Genomic DNA, 23,314 nt, shown 5'->3' on the forward strand with positions numbered 1-23,314 from the left:
CCTTAATCACCTTGGCTTTGGTCGTCAACTTCAACGCCTTCAGGAATGGTAAATTCAAAGGTTTGAGTTGCAAGTTCTTCGTTCACTTTAGCATCTTTAAAGGTAAATAAAGACTGCTGACCAGAGGTATCTAATACTGTCAGTGATGCTAGGCCTTGCTCTTTAGCGTTAAAGCTAATGTCTAACTTTTCAACTTGGCTCTCAACGCCTTTGTTTGGCGTGACGCTAAAACCTGCATCAGTTGCCACAACTTGGTATTTAGCCCACTGCTCTGGATCTTTTGAAGTCAACAACACAAATGGAGTTGAATCAATCAGGCTGTGGGTATTCATAATCGTTACTTGCTCTGCAAAGCTGTCGAAGTAATACGTTTTGTCGCCATTTGATACAAATAAAGTATCGTCTGGGCTTTGCTGTTGCCAGCGGATCATCATAGGTTGCTGAAGAGCAATATTCCCCTCACCTTGCATGATAACTTCGTCTTGCGAATCGGTAACCTGCTGTGAAAACTCTGCTTTAAAACTTTTAATCGCAGCCAGCTGTTGTTGCAACGCTTCGCTGTCGTCTGCAAAACTTTGACCGCTTAATAAACAGCCCATAATTAGGGCCAGGTATTTAATTTTTTTCATTAATTTGCTCCACCATTTGGCACTAAGACTTCGCGGGCACCGTTGTGTCCTGGTGCGCTAACAATGCCTGATGTTTCCATTTGTTCAACTAAGCGTGCTGCGCGGTTATAACCTACACGAAGCTTACGCTGTACACTCGATACCGACACTTTGCCGGTTTCAATTACAAATGATACTGCTTCATCGTAAAGCGGATCTGACTCTTCATCACCGTCTTCACTGGTTTCTCCTGGTAGTAAAATTTCTTCTGTGGCATCGCCACTTAAAATTTCATCAATATAATTTGGTTTACCACGTTTCTTCCAATCGTCTACAACCGCATGTACTTCGTGGTCGTCAACAAACGCGCCATGCACACGCACAGGCACACTGGTACCCGGCGGTAAGTAAAGCATGTCACCCATACCAAGTAAGTTTTCAGCACCTTGCTGATCTAAAATGGTACGCGAGTCAATTTTACTTGAAACTTGGAACGCCATACGGGTTGGAATATTCGCTTTAATCAAACCGGTAATTACGTCAACCGATGGGCGCTGTGTTGCTAGCACTAAGTGAATACCTGCAGCACGGGCTTTTTGCGCGATACGTGCAATCAGCTCTTCCACTTTTTTACCCACGATCATCATCATGTCGGCAAATTCGTCAATAACCACCACAATACTTGGCAGTTTATCTAGCTCTTCAGGGCCATCGGCCATGCCATCGGTGTCTTTAAACAGTGGATCTAGAATCGGTTGACCCGCTTCTTTGGCATCCAACACTTTTTGGTTGTAACCTTTTAAGTTACGAACACCAAGTGCCGACATCAGCTTATAACGACGTTCCATTTCGCCTACACACCAACGCAATGCATTGGCTGCTTCTTTCATGTCGGTCACAACTTCACATAATAAATGTGGGATGCCTTCGTACACAGAAAGTTCAAGCATTTTCGGGTCGATCATGATCATACGAACATCATCAGGGCCCGATTTGTACAGTAAGCTTAATATCATTACATTAACGCCCACTGACTTACCTGAACCTGTGGTACCCGCAACAAGTAAATGTGGCATTTTGCCAAGATCAGCACATACTGGCTCGCCAGCAATGTCTTTACCTAACACCATAGTCAGTGGTGATGGGTTTGATTCGAACTTAGGCGCGTTAATAACTTCACTTAAGCGCACAATTTCACGGTGTTTGTTAGGCAGCTCTAAACCAACATAAGTTTTACCCGGAATAACTTCTACCACACGTACGCTTACAGCAGACAGTGAACGTGCTAAATCTTTCGCTAGGCCAGTGATTTTAGCCACTTTAATACCCGGTGCTAAATCAAGCTCAAAACGCGTTACAACCGGACCTGGGTATACACCCACAACCGCAGCTTGAATATTAAAATCAAGTAATTTGGTTTCAACTAAACGCGAGATTCCATCAAGCTCTTCTTGTGATAATGGGTTTTTCGCTTTGTCTGGGCGGTCTAATAAATCAAGTGACGGTAACGGGTTTGCAGGCGGCTGCTCTTCAAGCAGTGCTTCAAATTTTTCTTTTGCCGTTGGTGGTGGCTCATATGAAGGTTTTGGTTTAGGCATAGGGCGCGCAGGCGAAACAACCGTTGTAACAGGTTTTTCTGGCTCAACGACTGGGCTCTGATCAAGCGCATTCAGTGCCGATACGGTATCGAATGATTCATCATCAAGGGCACTGAAACCAATTTCTTGGTCAAGAATATCGTCTAGTTCATCAAAGCCTTTAAAGTCATCATCGGCTTTTTCAGCAGGCTTTTGCTTAGGCTTAGTAGGCTTTGGCTCTTCTTCATCAGCGCTATTAAAGCTAATAGCTGGTTCGTTTTCTGGTTCTACAAAGTTAGCGTCTGGCTCTGTCGTGGCAATATCTTTAACAGCTTCTTTTTCACGATGTAGCCAAGCAGAAAATTGCTCACGTAAAAAGTAGAATGCTTTCATCACCCACTTACCGACAAAATCGACAAATTGCACCCACGAAATACCGGTTAATAGGGTTAAACCAGCAAAGAAAAAACACAGTAGTAAAATGGAGGTGCCGGTAAAATTAAAGGTAGGCATCATTGCTGTCGCAATAACATCTCCCACTACCCCACCAGATGAGAAGTTATAAATATCATCAAAATTAATACTGCTGATGGCAGTTGCTGAAGTAATAAACAGCGCAAAACCAATAACACGTAAGGCAAGCGTGGTGTAATCAAGCTGGAAAATACGGTGTGGTTGCTTAAACAATAAATAACCGAACAATTGAATAGCAACAGGCACTAAATAAGCAAGCCAGCCAAAAGTGAGTAATAGGATATCTGCAACCCAAGCTCCCGCTGTGCCGGTAATATTCTTAACATTAACAAATTCACCGGTTTGCGACCATGAAGGGTCCGCAGGATCAAAACTGATTAATGCACATAAAATAAATACTGCAGCAAAGGTGCTGATGATTAGCCCCGTTTCTAACAGTCTTTGAACACCATTTAGGCGCATAGCTCCCTATTCCTTATTATTCTTTACTGATCGATTAGCAGTGAAATACCTTAGCAGGAAATGCCGTTTGATGCACTTTATCTTAGCCTTGATGGACTGATAATGAACAAGTTTTTGTTACTCAATGTATATTTTAACAGTTTAGGCAATATATGGGCGAATAATGACCCCTTCTTCACCTTTTACTTCTTCCATTACCACATAAGTTCGGCTTTCACTGACATTTGGTAGTTTTAGTAGAATATCACCCAGTACATTTCGATATTCCGACATATCATTTACACGTGTTTTTAATAGAAAGTCGAAATTACCCGATACTAGATGGCATTCGATTATTTCGTCGTGCTTTTTAACTGCAGCGTTAAATTCTTCGAAAACATCTGGTGAGGTTTTAGTGATGGTTACTTCTACATAAACCGACAAACCTTGGCCAAGCTTAGCAGGATCCACTACTGCTTTATATCCAAGTATATAGCCCTCTCTTTCGAGCTTTTTTACCCGCTCCAAACAAGGGGTGGCACTTAGTCCTACACGCCTTGCCAGCTCTACGTTAGAGATCCGACCATCGAGCTGTAATTCCATTAAAATTTTACGGTCTATTCTGTCGAGTAATTGATGCATAAGCCAAACCAGAGTTTTGCACTGTTTAAAATATATTTTTAGATTATATCACTAGAATACCACTTAAAAAAGGTGAGACACACTGGCTGGTCATGAATATAATAGTCAAAAATTTTATCCCGTTCTATTAAGGCGAAAAACTATGATTATTGGTGTACCTAAAGAAATCAAAAACCATGAATACCGTGTAGGTATGGTTCCTGCGAGTGTTCGTGAACTAGTAAACCATGGCCACCAAGTGTTTGTTGAAACTGATGCTGGTATGGGCATTGGCTTCACTAACGAAGATTATGTTGCAGCTGGTGCTGAAATTTTACCAACAGCAGCGGACGTTTTTGCTAAAGCTGAAATGATCGTTAAAGTAAAAGAGCCACAAGCTGTTGAGCGTGCAATGTTACGCGAAGACCAAATTCTATTTACTTACCTTCACTTAGCACCGGATCTTCCACAAACTGAAGACCTAGTTAAAAGTGGCGCAGTGTGTATCGCTTACGAAACAGTAACTGATTCACGTGGCGGTTTACCTCTTCTAGCTCCTATGAGTGAAGTTGCTGGTCGTATGTCTATCCAAGCTGGTGCACAAGCGCTTGAAAAATCAAACCACGGTCGTGGTATGTTACTTGGTGGTGTACCAGGTGTTGAGCCAGCTAAAGTTGTTGTTATCGGCGGCGGCATGGTTGGTCGTAGCGCAGCGCAAATGGCTGTTGGCCTAGGTGCTGACGTTGTTGTTCTTGACCGTAACATCGACGTACTACGTGCATTAGACGCACAGTTCGGTAATAAAGTTAAAGCTATCTACTCTACTGCTGACGCACTAGAAAAACACGTACTAGAAGCTGACCTTGTGATCGGTGGCGTACTAATCCCAGGTGCAGCAGCGCCTAAACTAGTGACAGCTGAGCACATCAAAGCAATGAAGCCTGGTTCTGCAATCGTTGACGTTGCAATCGACCAAGGTGGTTGTATCGCAACGTCTAAAGCGACAACTCACGCTGATCCTACTTACATTGTTGATGACGTTGTTCACTACTGTGTTGCTAACATGCCAGGTGCTGTTCCACGTACTTCTACGTTCGCACTTAACAATGCAACATTACCATTCATCATCAACCTTGCTAACAAAGGTTATAAGAAAGCGCTTCTTGACGATGCTAACTTCTTAAAAGGCTTAAACGTAATCAAAGGCCAAGTTACTTATAAAGAAGTAGCTGAAGCTTTCAACATGGAATATGTTGACCCACGTACAGCAGTCGAAAATGCTTAATTAGCATTGTGAAACAAAAAAAGCAGCGAAATCGCTGCTTTTTTATGCCTGTTTGCAAATAAATTAGTTTATCTGCGAACAATTATATTTCTGATTAACGACGCTTAGTTTGTTTAGCGCGTTGATTGTGCTTTTTAACCGCCTTACGGATTTGGTTGATTTTGGCACGTTTGTCTTTACGCTTTTCAGGAATAACCGACAGCTTAGTTTGCGTTTCGCGGCCTAGTTGTACTGTTTTGCGTAAATAGTTAACCGTGTCTAAATCAAGCTCAGCCCAACCACCTTGTGGCAAGCGCTTATCAAGCTCTAACTTACCGTAACGAATACGGATAAGGCGCGATACTTCAACATCTTGTGATTGCCATAAACGACGTACTTCGCGGTTACGACCTTCTGTTAAAGTCACATTGAACCAACGGTTGATACCTTCACCACCCATAGGTTTGATGTTTAAGAATTTTGCAGGACCATCTTCAAGCTCAACGCCTTTTGTTAAAGTGCGTAGCGTTTCGTTAGTCACTTCACCAAACACACGAGCTGAGTACTCACGCTCTACTTCGTAGCTTGGGTGCATTAAACGGTTAGCAAGTTCACCATCGTTAGTAAACAGCATTAAACCTGCGGTATTAATATCTAATCGGCCAACTGCAATCCAGCGTTCGCCATCAACACGTGGTAAACGGTCAAATACCGTACGACGACCTTCTGGGTCTTTACGCGTACATAACTCACCTTCTGGTTTGTTATACATAAGCACACGACAAATACGGTCGGCTTTGTCTTCGATTTTCACTACGTGACCGTCAACACGAATTACATCGGTTGCTTCTACGCGGTCGCCTAAACGAGCCACTTTACCATTCACGCTCACGCGGTTGGCATCGATGTATTTTTCCATTTCACGACGTGAACCCACGCCAGCACGGGCTAATACTTTTTGTAACTTTTCAGTTTCTACATTACTCATTCAGATAGTTCTCTCACAGAAGGATCGCTCAATAACTGGTTGATTTTACTCTCCTGAAGTTCAGGTAACGGCGGTAATTCATCTAAACCAGCTAATGAAAAATAATCTAAGAAAGCGGATGTTGTGGCATACAACGCTGGGCGCCCAGGCACCTCTTTATGGCCAACAACCCTAACCCACTCTCTTTCTAATAAGGTTTTAATTATTCCTGAGCCAACAGCAACCCCCCGTACTTGTTCAATTTCACCACGGGTAATAGGTTGTCTATAAGCAATTAAGGATAAAGTTTCTAGTAGTGCTCGTGAGTATTTAGGTGCGCGCTCTTGCCATAAGTTTGCCAGCCAAGGCGCTAAACTAGCGCAGGCTTGAAACCTGTAACCGCTGCCTACTGCAACAAGCTTAATGCCTCGGGTTTGATAATGCGTTTGAATTTGTTCAATTGCATTATTAATGCGCGGCATAGATACGCTTAAATCAGCTAATACTGACTCTTTTAAATGACGTTTAGACACAGGTTTTCCAGCAACAAAAATCGCGGCTTCTATGATTTCGACTAACTGTTCATCACTGATACGTTTTGTGGCCATTGCTACTAAAGGTCATTTTAAATCACTAACGCACTATTATGACAGAAGTCAGCCAAGGTTGGAAAAATTATTGTAAAAAAGCCAGTGTAAAACACTGGCTTTGGGGGATTTTTATGAATGAATATTGAAATTAGCTCTTTTTAACCATTTCAAGGGCATCATCTTCGGCAACGTCGCTGCCATATTTGCTAATGTAATTAACAAATTCAGTGCGGCTTACACGCTTATCTTTGTTGCTATCCATATAGCCAAAGTGATTTGCGATATCGTCGTCATCGGCTTCTTCAATAGAAACATAACCATTTTTGTCGTTATCTAACGATTTAAAGTCATTTTCGATTGGGTCAAATTTAGCGATTTCAGCTTTAAATGCTGATTCAGATACCTCACTATCAGTTGCTACCTTGCCCGTATTTAATTGCATGTATGCATTAAATTCAGTACGGCTGATTTGCTCATCCATATTGGTATCGATATTTGAAAAATGCTCCCAAATTGCATCATCGTCAGCTTCTACCTTAGAGATATAACCGTCATTGTCATTATCTAGGCTGCCAAAATCACTGTCGATTTTTGCTAAAGAGTTACTTGCAGAACATGCTGAAAGACTTAGTGCTGCTAAAATTGTTGATGCTAAAGTTAACTTGTTCATAAGACATTTCCTTGTAGTCGATTAGATTCACTTCGACTGTTACAAGTTGAATGCCAAAATGCCTTATTGGCTAAAATCAAGCACTTACAGCTCGGTTAAGTTGAGGTTAAGCCTATGATTTAGCAAGCTTTTCATGGAGTGCTGTAATTTTTTCATAAAAAAAGCGCTCCGAAGAGCGCTTTTTACAAATAACAAAAATGCCGCTATTAGATAGCTGCGTTTTGGTAACGCTTAACGAAGTCTGTTACTGCTTCGCCATTACATTTTAACGTATTTAAGTTACCAATTTTTTCACGCACAGGTGTTAAACCTTTTTTAAGTGCAGTGATGCAAAGTTGAGTTTCTTTTTGCTCATTTTTAGCAAACACTTCAACAGCTGCTTTTGCTGCTTCTTGTGATTGTGCTTTTTTAGCAATCTCACGGATGTCAGTACCGTTACATAAAATGCTTTTTGAAAAACGTGACATTGAAATGCCATGCTTTGCTGCTTCTTTACGTGCAGCGGTAAACCCTTCGTTTGCACTTAAGCTACATAACTTCGATTCAATACTGTTATCAGCTGAAAAGTAGTGCGGGTTGCTTGCTAATGAGCCAAATGAGATACATGCAAGAGAAAGCATCACTAATTGTTTTTTCATGGTTTACCTTTAAATAGTACATAATATGAACGGGTGGTTTGCGCGCATTATATAAACAAAAATAAGCAGATCAACTGAATTATTTATTTAATTTAATAATTAATAGTGAGTTAACAATGTTTTTAAATTAAGCAGCAATTGATCAACATTTACCCAATTTGATTTTCGTAATTAGCTCATGAATAAGCCCTAGTTTGATGATAGAATTGCGCTAAACACTGAAACAAAAATAATAGGTGCACCATGAAGGTAATCTCATTTAACATTAACGGCCTGCGCGCTCGTTTACACCAATTGCAAGCCGTAATTGATAAACATCAACCAGATATTATTGGCTTACAAGAAATCAAAGTACATGATGAAGCCTTCCCTCTAGAAGACGTACAAAAAATGGGTTATCACGTTTATTTTCACGGTCAAAAAGCACATTACGGCGTGGCAATGTTATGTAAACAAGAGCCAAAATCAGTTGTTAAAGGCTTTGCAACCGATACCGACGAATCACAGCGTCGTATGATCAGTGTTACCGTGACACAAGAAAATGGTCGTGACCTAACGGTGATGAATGGCTACTTCCCGCAAGGGGATAATATTGCCCACGAAACCAAATTCCCTTATAAGCGTCAGTTCTATAAAGATTTAATGACTCACTTAGAAGATAACCACACGGCTGATCAAGATGTTATTGTGATGGGCGACATTAATATTTCACCGACCGATCTCGACATTGGTATTGGTGAACCAAACCGTAAGCGCTGGTTAAAAACAGGTAAGTGTTCTTTCCAACCTGAAGAGCGTGAATGGTTAAGCACTTTATTAAACTGGGGCTTTAAAGATACCTTCCGTGAACTTTACCCAGAAAAAACTGAGCAATACTCGTGGTTTGATTACCGCTCAAAAGGTTTTGATGACAACCGTGGTCTACGTATTGATGTGATCTTAGCAACTCCAGCTCTTGCTGAGCGTTGTGTTGAGTCTGGTATCGATTACGAATTGCGAGGTATCGAAAAACCATCTGATCATGCGCCAATTTGGTCAACATTTAACGCATGATAGACACATTGCAATGGCAGCTCCCTTTGTGGAGCTGTGTGGCTATAATACTCTGGCTCAGCTTTGATAAGCAAAGCGCATCACAATTATTGGCAACGCCAATAAGACAAGTTGGTGTGCTCGCATGTGCTTTAGTACTTGCGGTACTGTGGCGCATTAAAGCGGGGATATTACCAGGCCTCGAATTGCATATTTTAGGGGTTACTGCAGTGACCCTAATTTTAGGTTGGCGACTGGCTATTTTTGCAAGCCTTCTTGCAAGTTTACTCTTGGTATTAGTCGCTCAGTTGCCAGTATCAATACTGCCAGTGCATTTATTGTTTACTGCTTTTTTACCAATTACATTGAGCTATTTGTGTTTTGTGCTTTGCTATAGCTACCTGCCGAGACACTTTTTTATTTATATCTTTTTATGCGCGTTTTTAACCGCTGCTGTTATCGCCTGTATTAAAATACTTACCAGCGGTGTGTTTTATTACTTGCTTGGTGATTACAGTTTTATTGAGATTTCAGAAAATTATCTGATTCTGTGTGCCATAATTTGGTTTCCTGAAGCAATGCTCAATGGCATGGCCATTACCTTGATGATCACCTATCGCCCTCATTGGGTTAAAACCTTTTATGATAAGGACTATTTAGACTCATGAGTCTTCACTACCACTGCCCGCTTTGCAAACTTGAACTCACTCTAAACGACAAAACTTACCGTTGTGACAATAACCACAGTTTTGATATCGCCAAAGAGGGTTATGTCAATTTACTTCCCGTGCAAAATAAAAAGTCGAAACAACCGGGCGATAACCTTGAAATGGTGCAGGCTCGCCGCGCTTTTTTAAGTGCCGGACACTATTTGTTTTTACAGCAGGCTTTAGCTGAGTTAGTGGCATCTCTCGAACCAAGTTCAGTGATTGATTTAGGCTGTGGTGAAGGTTTTTATACTCAAGCTATAGCAGCGCAGTCGAGTGCCGATGTATATGGTGTCGATATTTCTAAGCCCGCGGTCAAATACGCTGCTAAGCGTTACGAAAATGCGCATTTTAGTGTCGCGTCGATTAGCCAAGCCCCTTTTGCAGATGCGCAGGCTGATGTGCTTGTTAGTGTGTTTGCCCCTTTATTTGCACAAGAGCTTGCCCGCCTTGCCAAGCCGCAAGCTAGTTTAATTGTTGCAAGTCCTGGCCCTTGGCACCTTAAAGAGTTAAAAGCGTTTATTTATGCCGATGTGAAACCGCATACAGAGATAGAGCCACCAGCAGGCTTTAGCAAAGAGTCGATAAACTTATTAGAGCAACAGGTGCTGTTGTCTGTCGATGAGATTAAACATTTAATTATGATGACGCCGTTTGCGTGGAAGTTTCGCCCAGAGCATTGGCAGCAGATAGAGCAACAAGGCCCACAAAAAGTAACTTTATCGTTTTATGTGAGCCAGTTTGTTCGCGATTAGAAGTGTTCTTTAGTGAAGGCTTTATCCATTTTTTCGAACATATCTTTTAATAATTGAGCTAAGTCAGTGTAGCGTGGTTTTTCAGTCGTTAATTGTGACTGATAACCATGCGCCTTCATTTTACTGTGCAGCTCGGTATACCAACTTAGCATTGCTGGCTCTAAACGGGTTTCTGCACGGCGGCCTAGCCACAACAAACCTTGAAGCGGTAGTGATAAAAAGAAAAGCGCGATAGTGATAGCTTGTGGAAAATAATCACTACCTAAGTAATTCACTTGCATAAATACGGTCAGCATTGCCAAAATTGGCATCACTGTAATTGCCAGATCAGTGGCCTTGATCACTCTAAATTCGGCAAACAATGGAGCGAGCTCTTGTCGCATCGGCCATTTTTTAGCGTATTGACGACCTGTTTGCACTTGTGACATGACACCTTTTTGCATCATCACTCCTAGGGTTTTCAACTTGTTTCACAACCGAGTGTAACACACTCCCGGATACAATCCCTGCAAAACCTGTCCTAGTTTTAATACCAAATTAATGGTTAGGAGACTAACGTTTAAAGTCTAAATGAGATAAAATGTTATCGGCTTAAGTCAACCAGACTTTAGTATAATTACAGCCTAGCTTTGTTAAGTGTAGCAACAAAATACTTATTTACTATACTGGCAAAGAATTCTAATTATCAAGCCTTAATATACACTGACTGATATCGTACTTTTAGGACCTAGCTATGTCGACGCCCCTTTGCTCACCACAACATGTTTTAGTACTGAACTGTGGTAGTTCAAGTTTAAAATTTGCCATTTTAGATGCCGCCACTTCTGACGAAGTTATTTCTGGTTTAGCTGAGCGCCTTGGCTCAGACACGCCTTCAATCAAATATAAATATAATGGTGAAAAACAACTTATTGAGCTTGCAAAGGGCCAAGCCCACGATGCAGCAATTGCTGAGCTTGTGAAGCTAGTTAATGAGCTAGGCCTTGCAGATAATTTAATTGCTGTGGGTCATCGTGTTGTACACGGTGGTGAGCATTTCACTGAATCTGTGCTTATCGACGATGATGTACTTGCAGCTATCGAAAAAACAGCCGCACTTGCTCCACTTCATAACCCAGCCAACTTATTAGGCATTCGCACTGCACAGCAAGCGTTCTCAGCGCTGCCACAAATTGCTGTATTTGATACGGCATTTCACCAAAGCATGCCAAATATTGCTTACTTATACGCCCTGCCTTACTCGCTTTATAAAGAGCACGGCGTAAGACGTTATGGCTTCCATGGTACAAGCCATTATTATGTTGCAGGTGAAGCAGCAAAAATGCTCGGCAAAGAGCGCGACCAAACCAATGTGATCAGTGCGCATTTAGGTAATGGTTGTTCAGTGTGTGCGATTAAAGATGGTAAGAGCGTTGATACCAGTATGGGTCTAACACCGCTTGAAGGCTTAGTGATGGGCACGCGCAGTGGTAGCATCGACCCGGGTTTATTCACGTTTTTAACTCAGCAACTAAATTATTCAGTGCAAGAAATTGATGACTTACTTAATAAGCAAAGTGGCCTGTTAGGTATTAGTGAACTATCAAATGACTGTCGCACTATTGAAGAAGCCGCTGTTGAAGGCCACCCGCAAGCGAACCTTGCACTCGATATTTTTTGCTACCGTTTAGCAAAACAAATCGCCGCATTCTTAGTGCCTGTGCAGCGCCTTGATGCGCTTATTTTCACCGGTGGTATTGGTGAAAACTCAGATATCATTCGCGACAAAGTGATCACCCAATTAGGCTTTTTAGGCCTTGAGTGTGACGAAGCTGCAAACTTAGCGGCACGTTTTGGTAAAGAAGGCTTAATTTCAAAAGGCCAAACGCATGCTAAAGCGTTTGTGATCCCGACCAACGAAGAATGGGTTATTGCTAACGATGCAGCCCGCATTGCAAAGGAGGGTTAAGTAAATGGCACGTAGAATTATGTTGATCCCTATTTCGACTGGGGTTGGTTTAACATCTGTTTCTGTTGGTTTAGTGCGTGCGCTTGAGCAAAAAGCGCTCAAAGTGAACTTTTTCAAGCCAATTGCACAGCCACGTTCTGGCGATACAGGCCCTGAAAAGTCGACGCAAATTGTCACCCATGGCTCACCAATTAATCCGCCGACACCATTTGAGCTTAGCTATGCAGAGCAAATGATTGGTGATGGTAAAGGCGACGATTTACTAGAAGAAATCGTAGAGCGCTTTGAAAGCACTATTAAAGAAGACGAAATTGCTATTATCGAAGGTATGGTGCCAACACGCCGTCAGCCTTATGCAGGCCGTGTAAACCGTGAAATCGCGCAAACACTGGGTGCTGATATTGTTTTTGTTTTAACGCCTAGTAACGATAGCAACGACCAAATTGAAGACCGTTTAGAAATCGCCTCAGGCAACTATGGCGGTGTTAACCACCCTCGCGTGTTAGGTTGTATTTTCAATAAAGTTAATGCACCTTTAGATGACGAAGGTCGTGCCCGTGCTGACCTTGTTGAAGCCCATGAGCCTGAGCAACTTGAAAACGAATTAAACCGTTTAGCATCACTGCCTATTTTCAGAAAACACCCATTTAAGTTATTAGGTTCAATCCCGTGGGATTTCGACCTAGTGGCGCCGCGTGTGCGTGATTTATGTGAATACCTAAAGGCTGAAGTTATTAATGAAGGCGACATGGCTCACCGTCGTTTACGTCGCGTTACTTTCTGTGCTCGTACTGTATCGAATATTTTAAGCCACTTTACCCCGGGTGCATTACTGGTCACTCCGGGCGATCGCTCTGATGTACTCGTTGCCGCTTGTTTATCGGCTATGAATGGTACCAAGCTTGGGGCTATTTTATTAACCGGTGGCTTTAAACCTGAAGATCGCATCATGAAATTATGCGAACAAGCGATGGATACTGGCCTGCCAATTCTTGCTACAGAAGAAGATACATGGCGCACATCTTTATTACTGCACAACTTCAATATGGAAGTACCGTGTGATGATGACCAACGTATCGATAAAGTAAAAGATCACAACGCCAGCCATATTGACTCTGACTGGTTAGACAGCCTGGCACAAAGTGTTGGTCGTACTCGTAAAATGTCTCCACCAGCGTTTCGCTTCTTACTGACAGATAAAGCTCGTCAAGCGAATAAAACCGTTGTTTTACCAGAAGGTAATGAGCCGCGCACAATTAAAGCTGCGGCAATTTGTGGTCAACGTGGCATTGCAAAAACAATTTTACTTGGTGACAAAGAAGAGATTTTACGTATTGCTGAGCAACAAGGTGTGGAGCTTAACGATAACGTAACTATTGTTGAGCCAAGTGATGTGATCAACGATTACGTTGCGCCTATGGTTGAAATTCGTAAAAACAAAGGCCTAACAGAAGTGGTTGCCCAAGAGCAATTACTTGATAACGTGGTGCTCGGCACTATGATGCTTGAACAAGGTAAAGTAGATGGTCTAGTGTCGGGTGCGGTTAACACCACAGCGAATACGATTCGCCCACCGCTACAGTTAATTAAAACTGCACCGGGTTCATCGTTGGTATCGTCAGTGTTCTTTATGTTGTTACCTGATCAAGTTCTGGTTTACGGTGACTGTGCAATCAACCCTGACCCAACAGCAGAGCAACTGGCCGATATCGCGATCCAGTCAGCTGATTCAGCGGCTGCGTTTGGTATTGAACCGCGTGTTGCAATGATCAGCTACAGTACGGGTACTTCGGGTTCAGGTGCTGATGTAGAAAAAGTGCGTGAAGCTACTAAACTTGCCCAGCAAAAGCGCCCTGATTTAGTGATTGATGGCCCGCTTCAGTATGATGCTGCAATTATGGAAAACGTCGCAATTAAGAAAGCACCAGACAGCCCGGTTGCAGGTAAAGCAACGGTGTTTGTATTCCCTGATTTAAATACCGGTAATACAACCTATAAAGCCGTTCAACGGAGTGCCGATTTAATTAGTATTGGCCCAATGCTGCAAGGTATGCGTAAGCCGGTAAATGACTTGAGCCGTGGTGCATTAGTAGACGATATTGTTTACACCATTGCCCTTACAGCGATTCAAGCTAAGCAAGTTGAAAGCTTAGAAAATTAACCCTTCAAAATTTAGGCTAATTTATAAACCCTTTATAAATTAGCCTATTACCTTCTTTATACTGACCTATTCCCATATTTATCCACAGAATCTGTGGACAACCTCAACAGCGATATTGGGCAAAACCTCAGCAATCAAAATTATTGCGCTTTATCTTAACTTTGTTTACCTATACTATAAATTCAAAGGCTTCAAAGATAGGATCGCAGATGTCAAAACAAACGTTACAACTTCATAGTGAAGAACTTACCATTCATAGTTTAGATGTCGATGCGACGATTGATCCTGCCTTACTCCAACAAGCTATTTTCTTTATTGCAAAAACGGCTGATGAGCTGTCTATTGTCTGCCCAAGTAGTTTCCAGCTCGACAGTCTGGACCAAGAAACCGACTGGCAAGCACTGGAAGTCATTGGCCCACTTGGTTTTTCATTAACAGGTATTATGGCAAATATTTCTGGGGTGCTAGCAAAAGCGTCGATCTCGATTTTTGCTTTATCAACCTACGATACAGATTATGTATTGGTGAAAAAGCAAAGTATGGCCAAAGCCATTACAGCCCTGAAAAAAGACGGTTACCATGTGCTAGGTGATGTTAAATAAGCCATGACTAACGAAGTTCAATACTTACCCGAACGCAGCCTCAGAAAAGCGCGCTGCATGGCCATTAAAAGCCCATTTACTGGGCGTGTAAAAAGCATTAGCGAGCACCCTGAGCCATTTTTTCGTTTTGCCACCCTTGGCCCAGGGATTAGTGTTGAACTAACCAGCCACAACATCATCGCGCCATTCGATGGCACCCTATTACAAGTTAAAAATGCCGGTAAAGAATACATTTTACAGGCAAAAAACGGTTTAAAAGTTTTATTAAACTTATCGTTTTCATCGGTTGAAGAACATATCAACCACACCAATATTGCTAAATTAAACGGCAGTAAAATTAGCAAAGGTGAACGATTAGCCTATTTTGATTTACGCGAGCTGAGCAGTCCTATGCTTGGCACACTGTGCGTTCTCAATAGCCAACACCTTGGACCCCTATATTATTCACTATCTCAGGTCACTGCTGGGGTAGACACATTACTCACTGTAACTAAAAAGTAGAATTTATGACTATCATGTACGGTATCAGCAACTGCGATACAATTAAAAAAGCCAAAAAATATTTAACTGATAACAATCAAGAATTTACTTTCCATGATTACCGTAAAGACGGCATTAGTGCTGAGCTAGTTAATGAGTTTGCAGCGCACATTGATTGGCAAGACTTAGTTAATAAACGCGGCACAACTTACCGTCAATTATCTGATGAGCAAAAGCAAAACCTAGATAAAGAATCTGCATTAGCATTGCTGGTTGAGCAACCTGCGATGATCAAGCGCCCGGTACTTGTGCATAACGGCCAATACCACTTAGGTTTTAAAGCCGCTCAATACGATGAGATTTTTGCCTAATGACTCACCCTGTTATTGAACTTGCTCAAGCGCTTATTCAGCGTGAATCAGTAACGCCTGAAGATGCTGGTTGCCAAGCGTTAATGAACGAACGCCTTGAAAAACTAGGCTTTAATATTGAATCACTGTTTTTCACTGATACGCTAAATACTTGGGCTCGTAAGGGAGATGCGTCACCGCATTTTTGTTTTGCTGGTCACACAGATGTTGTACCAACAGGTCCTGCAAAAAATTGGCAGTACCCGCCTTTTTCAGCACTGGTAAAAGACGGTATGTTACATGGCCGCGGTGCAGCCGATATGAAAGGCTCTTTAGCTGCTATGGTGGTTGCCACAGAGCGTTTTGTGACTAAACACCCAGATCATAAAGGGTCAATTTCGTTTTTAATTACGTCTGATGAAGAAGGCCCGTTTATCAACGGCACAACCCGTGTTATCGATACTCTTGAAGCACGAGGTGAGAAGATTGATTTATGCCTAGTTGGCGAACCTTCTTCACGAGATGTACTTGGCGATGTGGTAAAAAATGGTCGTCGTGGTTCATTAACTGGCTTTTTAACTGTGAAAGGTGTGCAAGGCCATGTTGCTTACCCGCATTTAGCACAAAACCCAATTCATTTAGCTGCTCCTGCGTTAACTGAGCTGAGCCAAACCGAGTGGGATCAAGGTAACGAATTTTTCCCTGCAACAAGTTTTCAGGTTTCGAATATTAACGGTGGCACCGGTGCCGGTAATGTGATCCCAGGTGAACTTGAGATTCAATTTAACTTTCGCTTTAGCACCGAAGTAACTCACCAACAGCTACAGCAACGAGTGGTTGATATTGTTGAGAAACACAACCTCAATTACGAGCTAAATTGGATTATTAATGGACTACCGTTTTTAACCGACCATGGTCCGTTAGTTGATGCCACCGTGCACGCTATTAAGCAGGTGACTGGACGCGACACCGCACTTGAAACCACCGGCGGTACTTCTGATGGTCGCTTTATCGCACAAACGGGTGCCAAAGTCATTGAGCTTGGTCCGCGTAATGAAACCATTCATAAAGTAGATGAATGTGTTAGCACCGATGATTTAATTCAACTTGCTGATATTTACGAAGTGATTTTAGAGCAGCTGCTTACATGAACCAAACAGAGCTTAAGCAATGCGCCACTGGGTTGAGTAGCTCACATTTAGTTGAGCTACAAAATCATCGCTTGCATCGTGATATTGTCGATGATTTTTTAGCTCTGCAGCAAGGGGCAAAAGAAGCAGGTATTGATCTGACAATTGCCTCAAGCTTTCGTGATTTTTATCGTCAAAGTGCAATTTGGAATGCTAAATTTCAGGGCCTTCGACCAGTTTACACCCTTGAGCAACAAGCAGTAGATTTAAAAAGCCTAAGTGATTCTGAAAAGTGCCACGCTATTATGCTTTACTCGGCACTCCCTGGGGCAAGTAGGCACCACTTTGGTACCGACCTCGACATTTACGATACCCGCCCTATTGACGATGATTATCAGCTGCAATTAACCCCTGATGAGTATTCGCCCACAGGGCCCTTTGCCAAGCTTGCTACATGGCTTGACGATAACCTAGAAAAGTATGGTTTTTATCGCCCTTACCAAGAATACAAAGGTGGAGTTGCCCCTGAGCCTTGGCATATTAGTCATATTGGTGCAGCTGCTAAGATGATGCAGTATTTGTCAGTTGCAACATTACAGCAATGTATTGAACAAAGTGAGCTTAGCGGCAAACAAGCGATACTAGCCGAACTAAACACCCTGTATGAACGCTACGTATTAAATGTTAATAAGCCCTAATCTAGACACTGCGCTTTTTAGCCATTAAAAACACCAATACAGCGCCAAGAATTAAGGCGCTGGCTACAACTAAACGCGCAGTTAATTGCTCATCTAATACCACCACCCCAGCTAATGTGGCAAGCACGGGCACGGTTAGCTGTACCACACCTGCTTGGCTACTTTTAAGCCTAGGCAGTGCAATGTACCAAATGCTATAACCAAGCCCAGATGCAAGCGCTCCTGAAGCTATCGCCAAATAAACGCCAGTTGCTGTGATACCCTGCCAATCAACCACGGCTAGAAAGACTAAAATTGGCACAAGTATTAAACTTCTTAGAAAGTTAAAGCTGGTTGCTTGCAAAGGTGAGCTGCATGATTTTCCGCGAATACTGTAAACACCCCACGCTACGCCACTTAACGCCATGAGCATTGCTGGCATGAAAGAAGGCACGGTGGCTGAGGGCAGCATTAAGTAAATAAAACCCGCAAAAGCAACAAACAAAGCCCCCCACTGCAATTTACTGAGTGGCTCTTTATTTAAAACACTATGACCTATCATAGTTAACTGCACTGCCGAAAATAAGATAAGTGCGCCTGTGCCTGTGTTTAAATCAACATAGGCAACTGAAAAGCACAGCGCGTAAACAAATAAACTAAGCGCACTGATATTGTTACCTTTATCGGTTAAAGGTTGTGCTGATTGTGATTTTGTTTGCTTTAGCTTTGTTTGCCATAAAAGTAAGCCAAGCAACATAAACGCGCCACTGGCTAAGCGAATGGCAGTAAAACTTAACGGATCAATATCACCACTTTGCAATGCCATTCGGCACAGCAAAGAATTAGCTGCAAACGCACAAAGTGCAATCAAGGTATACAGTACAGTGCTTAACAAATGCGGTGTTCCTTTAACATAAAAAATAAAAAGACCAGAAAGTTGTCTATTAACTTACGATTTTTTACATAATTTATCATATAAGGTTAAGCCGCGTATGCTAATCTGAGTACATTGTTTAAAAGGAGTGTTCAGTGCATCGACGTTTATTTATTGGAGCTGCTTTACTGTTATCTGGTTGCAGTACCATAGGTATTACTGATCTATTCCAAGATTATGCGACGCAGCTAAGACCTGTGCGCCAAGCTGTTTCTCAAAATAACATAGCAAGTGCTCAGCAGCTTTTGCCAAGTAACAGCCGTGTTCACAGTAACTATTTGTTAAATCAGCTTGAAACGGCCCGTCTTGAGTTTTTGGCAAAACAAAATTTGCAGGCTAATGAGACCTTTGAAGCTGTATATCAAAGTATGGAAAAAAAGCGTCAAGCAGCCAAAGTACAGCTAAGTGCAGGCCTTGAGCAAACAAACTCATTATTAACCAATGACTCTGTAATTGGTTATGAGCCAGCAGCCTATGAAATGACCATGCTGCATAGCTACAAAGCACTGAGTTATGTATTTGATAAACAACTTGAATCTGCATTAGTTGAAGTTAGACGTGCAAATAAAGTGCAAGAAGATGCACTTAAAGACAATCAAGCCGCACTTGATGAACAAGCGGAAAACTCCGCTGAAGGCTACCCTGATATGGCCGAGTTAATTGGTAATGTCAAAAATGGCTTTCAAAATGCTTTTACGTTTTATTTATCGGCCCTACTTTATGAGGCAGATAAACAATTTGATGATGCCTATATCGACTATAAGAAAGCGCTCGAAATAAACAGTGAGAATAGCTACTTACAGCAAGCAGTGTTACGCCTTGCCAAAAAACAAGGTTTTGATCAGGACTTTGAAGAATTTAGCAAACGCTTTGGCAAATTAAAGCAAGCTCAAGCAAACACAGGCCAAGTAATTGTAATTGCAGAGCAAGGTTTAATACCAGCAAGGCAAGAGTTTAATTTACGGTTACCTATTTATACTTCGCGTGGCGATGCACGCTTTTATAGTGTTGCCATGCCAGTTTATCGCGATACACCTTATGCTGGCGGTGATAACACTGTCAATATCGGTGGTGAAAGCATAATGTTAACTCCTATTGTTAGGCTCGAAGCGCTAGCGGCGAAGACATTAAAGGATCAAAGTGCTGGCAGAATAACCCGACAAGTAATGCGTCTGGTAGCAAAAGAAAAGGTACGTGCAGAGTTAGCAAGAAGTGGCGGCGATGTTGGTAACATTTTAGCCAACATTTATAACGTTGCATCTGAGCAAGCTGATACACGAAGCTGGTTGACTTTACCAAGCCAACTGAGTATTGCTCAGCACCCAATGCCCACAGGTCAGCACACTTTAACTGTGCCAGGGCATGGCGAAATAACTTTTACGGTTGGTAAGCAAGGGTTAACCTTGATTTTTCTAACCTCCATAAATAACTACTACGACACACACGTTGTACAACTCTAGGAGCAATGATGAAATACTTAGTGCCACTATTAACCATTTTACTTGTTGCGGCTTGCTCCTCACGCCCTACCACTTCTGGCATTGGTGTTGAGCAGGCATCACAACAGTATAACCAACAACTGATTGTTAATAACCCTGAACTAGGCAAGAAATTAGCCATTACAGATGTAAAAACACGCCAAACGAACGGCTTAACTGATGTGGTTGTGACACTGGCAAGCCAATATAAAAAGTCTCAATACTTACAATATCAATTTACTTGGTATGACGCTGATGGCTTTGTTATTCGTGGCAACCACTCACCTTGGCAACCCATTACTTTATTTGGATTTGCTAAAACTCAATTACCGGGCCTAGCCCCGACAGCAAATGCTGTCACCTTCTCGCTTGCAGTGCGTGAAGTGTCAACAGAAGCACAAGAATTTGAAGATTAAGGATACTACAATGAAATTACTTTCTGTTAAGTCGGCTGCGGCCGTTGCAATGACAAGCGCTTTGTTACTATCTGGCTGTGCTAATAAAGCCGTTGTTAGCTATGGTGATGCGCAAGCTGTTGAAACCACAGACATCAATTTTGGCTCAACGGATCTACAAAAAGTAGCAAGCCAAATGACAGACTCGTTACTTGCTTCACCTGTGGTTGGCACCATGACAGCAAATACTCGCCCTATCGTGTTTGTTGAGCGTATTAAAAACAAAACGAGCGAGCACATTGATACTGAATCAATTACCGATTCAATCTCAACACAGTTATTACGCAGTGGTAAGTTCCGCTTTGTTGATATGACCCGTGTTGAAGCTGTGCGCGAACAACTTAATTTCCAAAACGTCGATCCACTAGTTGATCCAAATACCGCTATTGCCTTTGGCCAGCAAGTTGGTGCGCAATATATGTTATACGGCAACTTATCGAGCATTGTTAAATCAAATGCTGACAAGGCTGATGTGTATTACAAATTCACTATGCGTTTAATGGATTTAAAAAGCGGCCTAGTTGAGTGGGCTGATGAAACTGAAATCCGTAAAACACGTGAGAAATCAACTTTTGGCTGGTAGCCAGGAGGGTTTATGAAATACCTAGTAGCAATCTTAGCAAGCTGTTTATTACTGAGCTCGCCTAGTTATGCTGACTACCAGCGTAACAAAGCAGTACCAGTACAACAGGTGTTGTTTGGCTCAGTACAGTCAGTACGAGCCATTACTGAACAAGAACTGGTCAAAGATAAAACCAACGGCTGGGAAACCTTTGGCGGTGCACTTATTGGCGGTGTAATCGGTAATCAGTTTGGTGGCGGTAGTGGCCGTACTGTAGCAACCATTTTAGGTTCGATGATTGGTGGCTCTGTTGCTCACAACCGTCAACAAAACAGTCGCGTAATACAATATCAGCTCGTTGAATTGATGATCAAAGTAGAAAGCGGCGAACAGTTTATGGTTGTGCAAGACAAAGATAACCAAATGCTGTTTAGCCAAGGTGATAAAGTACGTTTGGTGTACCTCACCGATAACACGGTGCGTGTTGATAAAGCGTATTAAAAAAGCGAGCCTCGGCTCGCTTTCTTTAGCTTTGTCGATAATCAGCGAAAAATCGCTGCATCTTACTCATGGCTTCTGTTAAATCATCTTTGTTTGGTAAAAACACCAATCTAAAATGATCAGGATCAGGCCAGTTAAAAGCGCGACCATGCACTAATAAGATTTTCTCCGCTTTGAGTAAATCTAAAATCATGCGCTCATCGTTTTTAATATTAAAGTGCGCCGTATCCACTTTCGCAAATGCGTAAAGCGCCCCTTTAGGCTTTTTACAGCTAATACCATCAATGGCATTTAAACCACGCCATGCAATATCACGCTGAACGTAAAGCCGACCACCTGGGTTTATCAGGTTATCGATTGACTGCACACCACCTAAAGCTTGTTGAATAGCATATTGTGCTGGTACATTGGCACATAAGCGCATTGATGCCAGCATGTCTAGGCCACGGCTCAAGTCGTCCATCATGCTAGTGCGACCGCTTAGCACCATCCAGCCCATTCGCAATCCCGCAGCGCGGTACGTTTTTGCTAGGCCATTAAATGTGATAATTGGTACATCATCACACAGTGCGCCAATTGAGCTGTGGCTGACACCGTCGTACAAGATTTTCTCGTAAATTTCATCGCTCAATAACAATAATTTATGCTCGCGAGCAATGTTGATCAGTTCCATCAACAGATCATCGCTATATACCGCACCGGTTGGGTTATTTGGGTTAATAAGCACCAATGCTTTGGTCTTTGAGGTGATCTTCGATTTAATATCAGCAATATCAGGAAACCAATCTTGTTCTTCATCACAAAGATAATGCACAGGGTTACCCCCTGCTAATTTAACCGATGCAGTCCATAGCGGATAATCCGGTGCAGGAATAAGCACTTCATCGTCATTATCAAGTAGTGCTTGCGTGGTCATTTGAATGAGTTCGCTGACCCCATTGCCGATATAAATATTATCGACATCAAGGTTATATAAGCCGCGTTGCTGATAGTGCTGATAGACTGCCACACGGGCTGAGTAGAGGCCTTTAGAGTCACAGTAGCCTTGGGCTGAATATAAGTTACGAATGATATCTTTGTGCATATCTTCAGGCATATCAAAGCCAAAGGCAGCTGGATTACCAATGTTTAGCTTTAATACTTTTTGCCCTTCGTCTTCCATTTTTCGAGCTTGTGCAAGCACAGGCCCACGTATGTCATAACAGACACCGTCTAGTTTGTGACTCTTTTTGATTTGTGACATGGTTACCTCTACTAATTAACCTTAAGACTAACCTAGTAAGGGGCCACCACGCCAGAGGATTTTTGCGGTTATAACTGAAATAAATTCAAGTTTTTAGCGAGTAGCGAACCAAGCTTGTAATTTTTCTACAGAGCCAGAAACTTGCTGATCGATACTTGCACTGTTTTGCTGTGCTATATCAGCATTCCCTTCATTGAGTGCATGCTCAATTGATTGAGCGAGCTCAGATAGACTTTGGGCTCCAAATTGGGCGGCATTTGATTTTAAGCTATGAGCATGACGCGCTGCAGCTTCGTTGTCTGAACCAAGATTAGCGTGCACCTCAGAGCCTAACCTTTGAAACTCGCTACAACAAAAAGAAAGCGTGTCAGCAAATTGATCACCCAGTAGCGACTCCATTCCTTCAAGCGCACTTTCATCGATAGTGATAGTCGTCATCTTTATCCCTT

Annotated in this window: 26 protein-coding genes; 15 read left to right on the forward strand and 11 right to left on the reverse strand. The window is 42.3% G+C overall.

Annotated features, from left to right (window positions below; translation table 11 throughout):
- Positions 1-2: 2 nt before the first annotated feature.
- The 3 genes from lolA to lrp form a co-directional block, all read right to left on the reverse strand.
- The gene (gene lolA / locus IRQ78_RS12465; protein WP_194442391.1) at positions 3-629 is read right to left on the reverse strand and encodes an outer membrane lipoprotein chaperone LolA; all 627 of its coding nucleotides are present in this window, start codon (positions 627-629) and stop codon (positions 3-5) included.
- Positions 629-3,121, reverse strand: coding sequence for a DNA translocase FtsK (locus tag IRQ78_RS12470; RefSeq protein ID WP_194442392.1), 2,493 nt, complete (start codon positions 3,119-3,121; stop codon positions 629-631). Before IRQ78_RS12470 ends, lolA begins: the two co-directional genes overlap by 1 nt.
- A gap of 141 nt (positions 3,122-3,262) precedes the next feature.
- Positions 3,263-3,742, reverse strand: coding sequence for a leucine-responsive transcriptional regulator Lrp (gene lrp, locus IRQ78_RS12475; protein ID WP_054552971.1), 480 nt, complete (start codon positions 3,740-3,742; stop codon positions 3,263-3,265).
- A 142-nt stretch (positions 3,743-3,884) separates the two neighbouring features.
- Here lrp and ald point away from each other — a divergent pair, with 142 nt between their 5' ends.
- Positions 3,885-5,006, forward strand: coding sequence for an alanine dehydrogenase (ald, locus tag IRQ78_RS12480; RefSeq protein ID WP_054552970.1), 1,122 nt, complete (start codon positions 3,885-3,887; stop codon positions 5,004-5,006).
- 94 nt (positions 5,007-5,100) lie between these two features.
- Here the strand turns inward: ald and rluB are convergent, their stop codons facing one another.
- From rluB to IRQ78_RS12500, 4 genes are all read right to left on the reverse strand, one after another.
- Positions 5,101-5,973 (reverse strand): 23S rRNA pseudouridine(2605) synthase RluB, encoded by an 873-nt coding sequence (gene rluB, locus IRQ78_RS12485; protein WP_055198703.1) that lies wholly within the window; start codon positions 5,971-5,973, stop codon positions 5,101-5,103.
- The gene (scpB, locus tag IRQ78_RS12490) at positions 5,970-6,560 is read right to left on the reverse strand and encodes an SMC-Scp complex subunit ScpB (RefSeq protein WP_194442393.1); all 591 of its coding nucleotides are present in this window, start codon (positions 6,558-6,560) and stop codon (positions 5,970-5,972) included. Before scpB ends, rluB begins: the two co-directional genes overlap by 4 nt.
- A gap of 130 nt (positions 6,561-6,690) precedes the next feature.
- Complete coding sequence (locus IRQ78_RS12495; protein ID WP_194442394.1) at positions 6,691-7,212, reverse strand: EF-hand domain-containing protein; 522 nt, start codon at positions 7,210-7,212, stop codon at positions 6,691-6,693.
- Positions 7,213-7,418: 206 nt separating this feature from the next.
- A complete protein-coding gene (locus IRQ78_RS12500) occupies positions 7,419-7,850 on the reverse strand; it encodes an exonuclease III (RefSeq protein WP_194442395.1) in 432 nt (143 codons plus the stop codon).
- A gap of 243 nt (positions 7,851-8,093) precedes the next feature.
- Here IRQ78_RS12500 and xthA point away from each other — a divergent pair, with 243 nt between their 5' ends.
- Genes xthA through IRQ78_RS12515 form a run of 3 tightly spaced genes read left to right on the forward strand, consistent with a single transcriptional unit; the run spans position 8,094 to position 10,344 of the window.
- On the forward strand, positions 8,094-8,903 hold the full coding sequence (xthA, locus tag IRQ78_RS12505; protein ID WP_138615750.1) for an exodeoxyribonuclease III: 810 nt from the start codon (positions 8,094-8,096) through the stop codon (positions 8,901-8,903).
- Positions 8,900-9,550 (forward strand): energy-coupling factor ABC transporter permease, encoded by a 651-nt coding sequence (locus IRQ78_RS12510; RefSeq protein WP_194442396.1) that lies wholly within the window; start codon positions 8,900-8,902, stop codon positions 9,548-9,550. Before xthA ends, IRQ78_RS12510 begins: the two co-directional genes overlap by 4 nt.
- On the forward strand, positions 9,547-10,344 hold the full coding sequence (locus IRQ78_RS12515) for a putative RNA methyltransferase (RefSeq protein WP_138600088.1): 798 nt from the start codon (positions 9,547-9,549) through the stop codon (positions 10,342-10,344). Before IRQ78_RS12510 ends, IRQ78_RS12515 begins: the two co-directional genes overlap by 4 nt.
- Here IRQ78_RS12515 and yfbV read toward each other — a convergent pair.
- Entirely contained in the window at positions 10,341-10,787 is a 447-nt protein-coding gene (yfbV, locus tag IRQ78_RS12520; protein ID WP_054552963.1) for a terminus macrodomain insulation protein YfbV, read from the reverse strand. The genes IRQ78_RS12515 and yfbV overlap by 4 nt on opposite strands.
- Positions 10,788-11,077: 290 nt before the next feature.
- On the opposite strand from yfbV, the gene IRQ78_RS12525 reads away from it, so the two are divergent.
- The 7 genes from IRQ78_RS12525 (at position 11,078) to IRQ78_RS12555 (ending at position 17,713) form a co-directional block, all read left to right on the forward strand.
- Positions 11,078-12,292, forward strand: a complete 1,215-nt coding sequence (locus IRQ78_RS12525) for an acetate kinase (protein WP_138600089.1) — start codon at positions 11,078-11,080, stop codon at positions 12,290-12,292.
- A gap of 4 nt (positions 12,293-12,296) precedes the next feature.
- Complete coding sequence (gene pta / locus IRQ78_RS12530) at positions 12,297-14,453, forward strand: phosphate acetyltransferase (protein WP_138615758.1); 2,157 nt, start codon at positions 12,297-12,299, stop codon at positions 14,451-14,453.
- Between the two features lie 209 nt (positions 14,454-14,662).
- Entirely contained in the window at positions 14,663-15,055 is a 393-nt protein-coding gene (locus IRQ78_RS12535; protein ID WP_054552960.1) for an ACT domain-containing protein, read from the forward strand.
- A 3-nt stretch (positions 15,056-15,058) separates the two neighbouring features.
- On the forward strand, positions 15,059-15,556 hold the full coding sequence (locus IRQ78_RS12540) for a PTS glucose transporter subunit IIA (protein ID WP_054561267.1): 498 nt from the start codon (positions 15,059-15,061) through the stop codon (positions 15,554-15,556).
- A 5-nt stretch (positions 15,557-15,561) separates the two neighbouring features.
- Positions 15,562-15,906, forward strand: coding sequence for an ArsC family reductase (locus IRQ78_RS12545; RefSeq protein WP_054561266.1), 345 nt, complete (start codon positions 15,562-15,564; stop codon positions 15,904-15,906).
- On the forward strand, positions 15,906-17,036 hold the full coding sequence (gene dapE, locus IRQ78_RS12550) for a succinyl-diaminopimelate desuccinylase (protein ID WP_194442397.1): 1,131 nt from the start codon (positions 15,906-15,908) through the stop codon (positions 17,034-17,036). Before IRQ78_RS12545 ends, dapE begins: the two co-directional genes overlap by 1 nt.
- On the forward strand, positions 17,033-17,713 hold the full coding sequence (locus IRQ78_RS12555) for a M15 family metallopeptidase (RefSeq protein WP_194442398.1): 681 nt from the start codon (positions 17,033-17,035) through the stop codon (positions 17,711-17,713). The genes dapE and IRQ78_RS12555 overlap by 4 nt, the downstream gene beginning before the upstream one ends.
- Position 17,714: 1 nt before the next feature.
- On the opposite strand, the gene IRQ78_RS12560 is transcribed toward IRQ78_RS12555, so the two are convergent.
- Positions 17,715-18,587 carry a DMT family transporter gene (locus tag IRQ78_RS12560; RefSeq protein ID WP_228482621.1) on the reverse strand — a complete coding sequence of 291 codons (873 nt, stop codon included), beginning with the start codon at positions 18,585-18,587 and terminating at the stop codon, positions 17,715-17,717.
- Positions 18,588-18,721: 134 nt separating this feature from the next.
- On the opposite strand from IRQ78_RS12560, the gene IRQ78_RS12565 reads away from it, so the two are divergent.
- Genes IRQ78_RS12565 through IRQ78_RS12580 form a run of 4 tightly spaced genes read left to right on the forward strand, consistent with a single transcriptional unit; the run spans position 18,722 to position 21,622 of the window.
- Positions 18,722-20,086: a COG3014 family protein gene (locus tag IRQ78_RS12565; protein ID WP_194442399.1), complete on the forward strand. Its 1,365-nt coding sequence runs from the start codon at positions 18,722-18,724 to the stop codon at positions 20,084-20,086.
- Positions 20,087-20,094: 8 nt separating this feature from the next.
- A complete protein-coding gene (locus IRQ78_RS12570) occupies positions 20,095-20,520 on the forward strand; it encodes a YcfL family protein (protein ID WP_054552954.1) in 426 nt (141 codons plus the stop codon).
- Between the two features lie 10 nt (positions 20,521-20,530).
- Positions 20,531-21,142, forward strand: a complete 612-nt coding sequence (lpoB, locus tag IRQ78_RS12575; protein ID WP_054552953.1) for a penicillin-binding protein activator LpoB — start codon at positions 20,531-20,533, stop codon at positions 21,140-21,142.
- 12 nt (positions 21,143-21,154) lie between these two features.
- Positions 21,155-21,622, forward strand: a complete 468-nt coding sequence (locus IRQ78_RS12580) for an outer membrane lipoprotein (RefSeq protein WP_194442400.1) — start codon at positions 21,155-21,157, stop codon at positions 21,620-21,622.
- A gap of 25 nt (positions 21,623-21,647) precedes the next feature.
- On the opposite strand, the gene IRQ78_RS12585 is transcribed toward IRQ78_RS12580, so the two are convergent.
- The gene (locus tag IRQ78_RS12585) at positions 21,648-22,865 is read right to left on the reverse strand and encodes a pyridoxal phosphate-dependent aminotransferase (RefSeq protein WP_187490321.1); all 1,218 of its coding nucleotides are present in this window, start codon (positions 22,863-22,865) and stop codon (positions 21,648-21,650) included.
- 93 nt (positions 22,866-22,958) lie between these two features.
- Positions 22,959-23,303 carry an Hpt domain-containing protein gene (locus IRQ78_RS12590; RefSeq protein WP_054552950.1) on the reverse strand — a complete coding sequence of 115 codons (345 nt, stop codon included), beginning with the start codon at positions 23,301-23,303 and terminating at the stop codon, positions 22,959-22,961.
- Positions 23,304-23,314 lie beyond the last annotated feature (11 nt).

Source organism: Pseudoalteromonas simplex, from assembly GCF_015278155.1.
Classification (GTDB): Bacteria; Pseudomonadota; Gammaproteobacteria; order Enterobacterales; family Alteromonadaceae; genus Pseudoalteromonas; species Pseudoalteromonas simplex.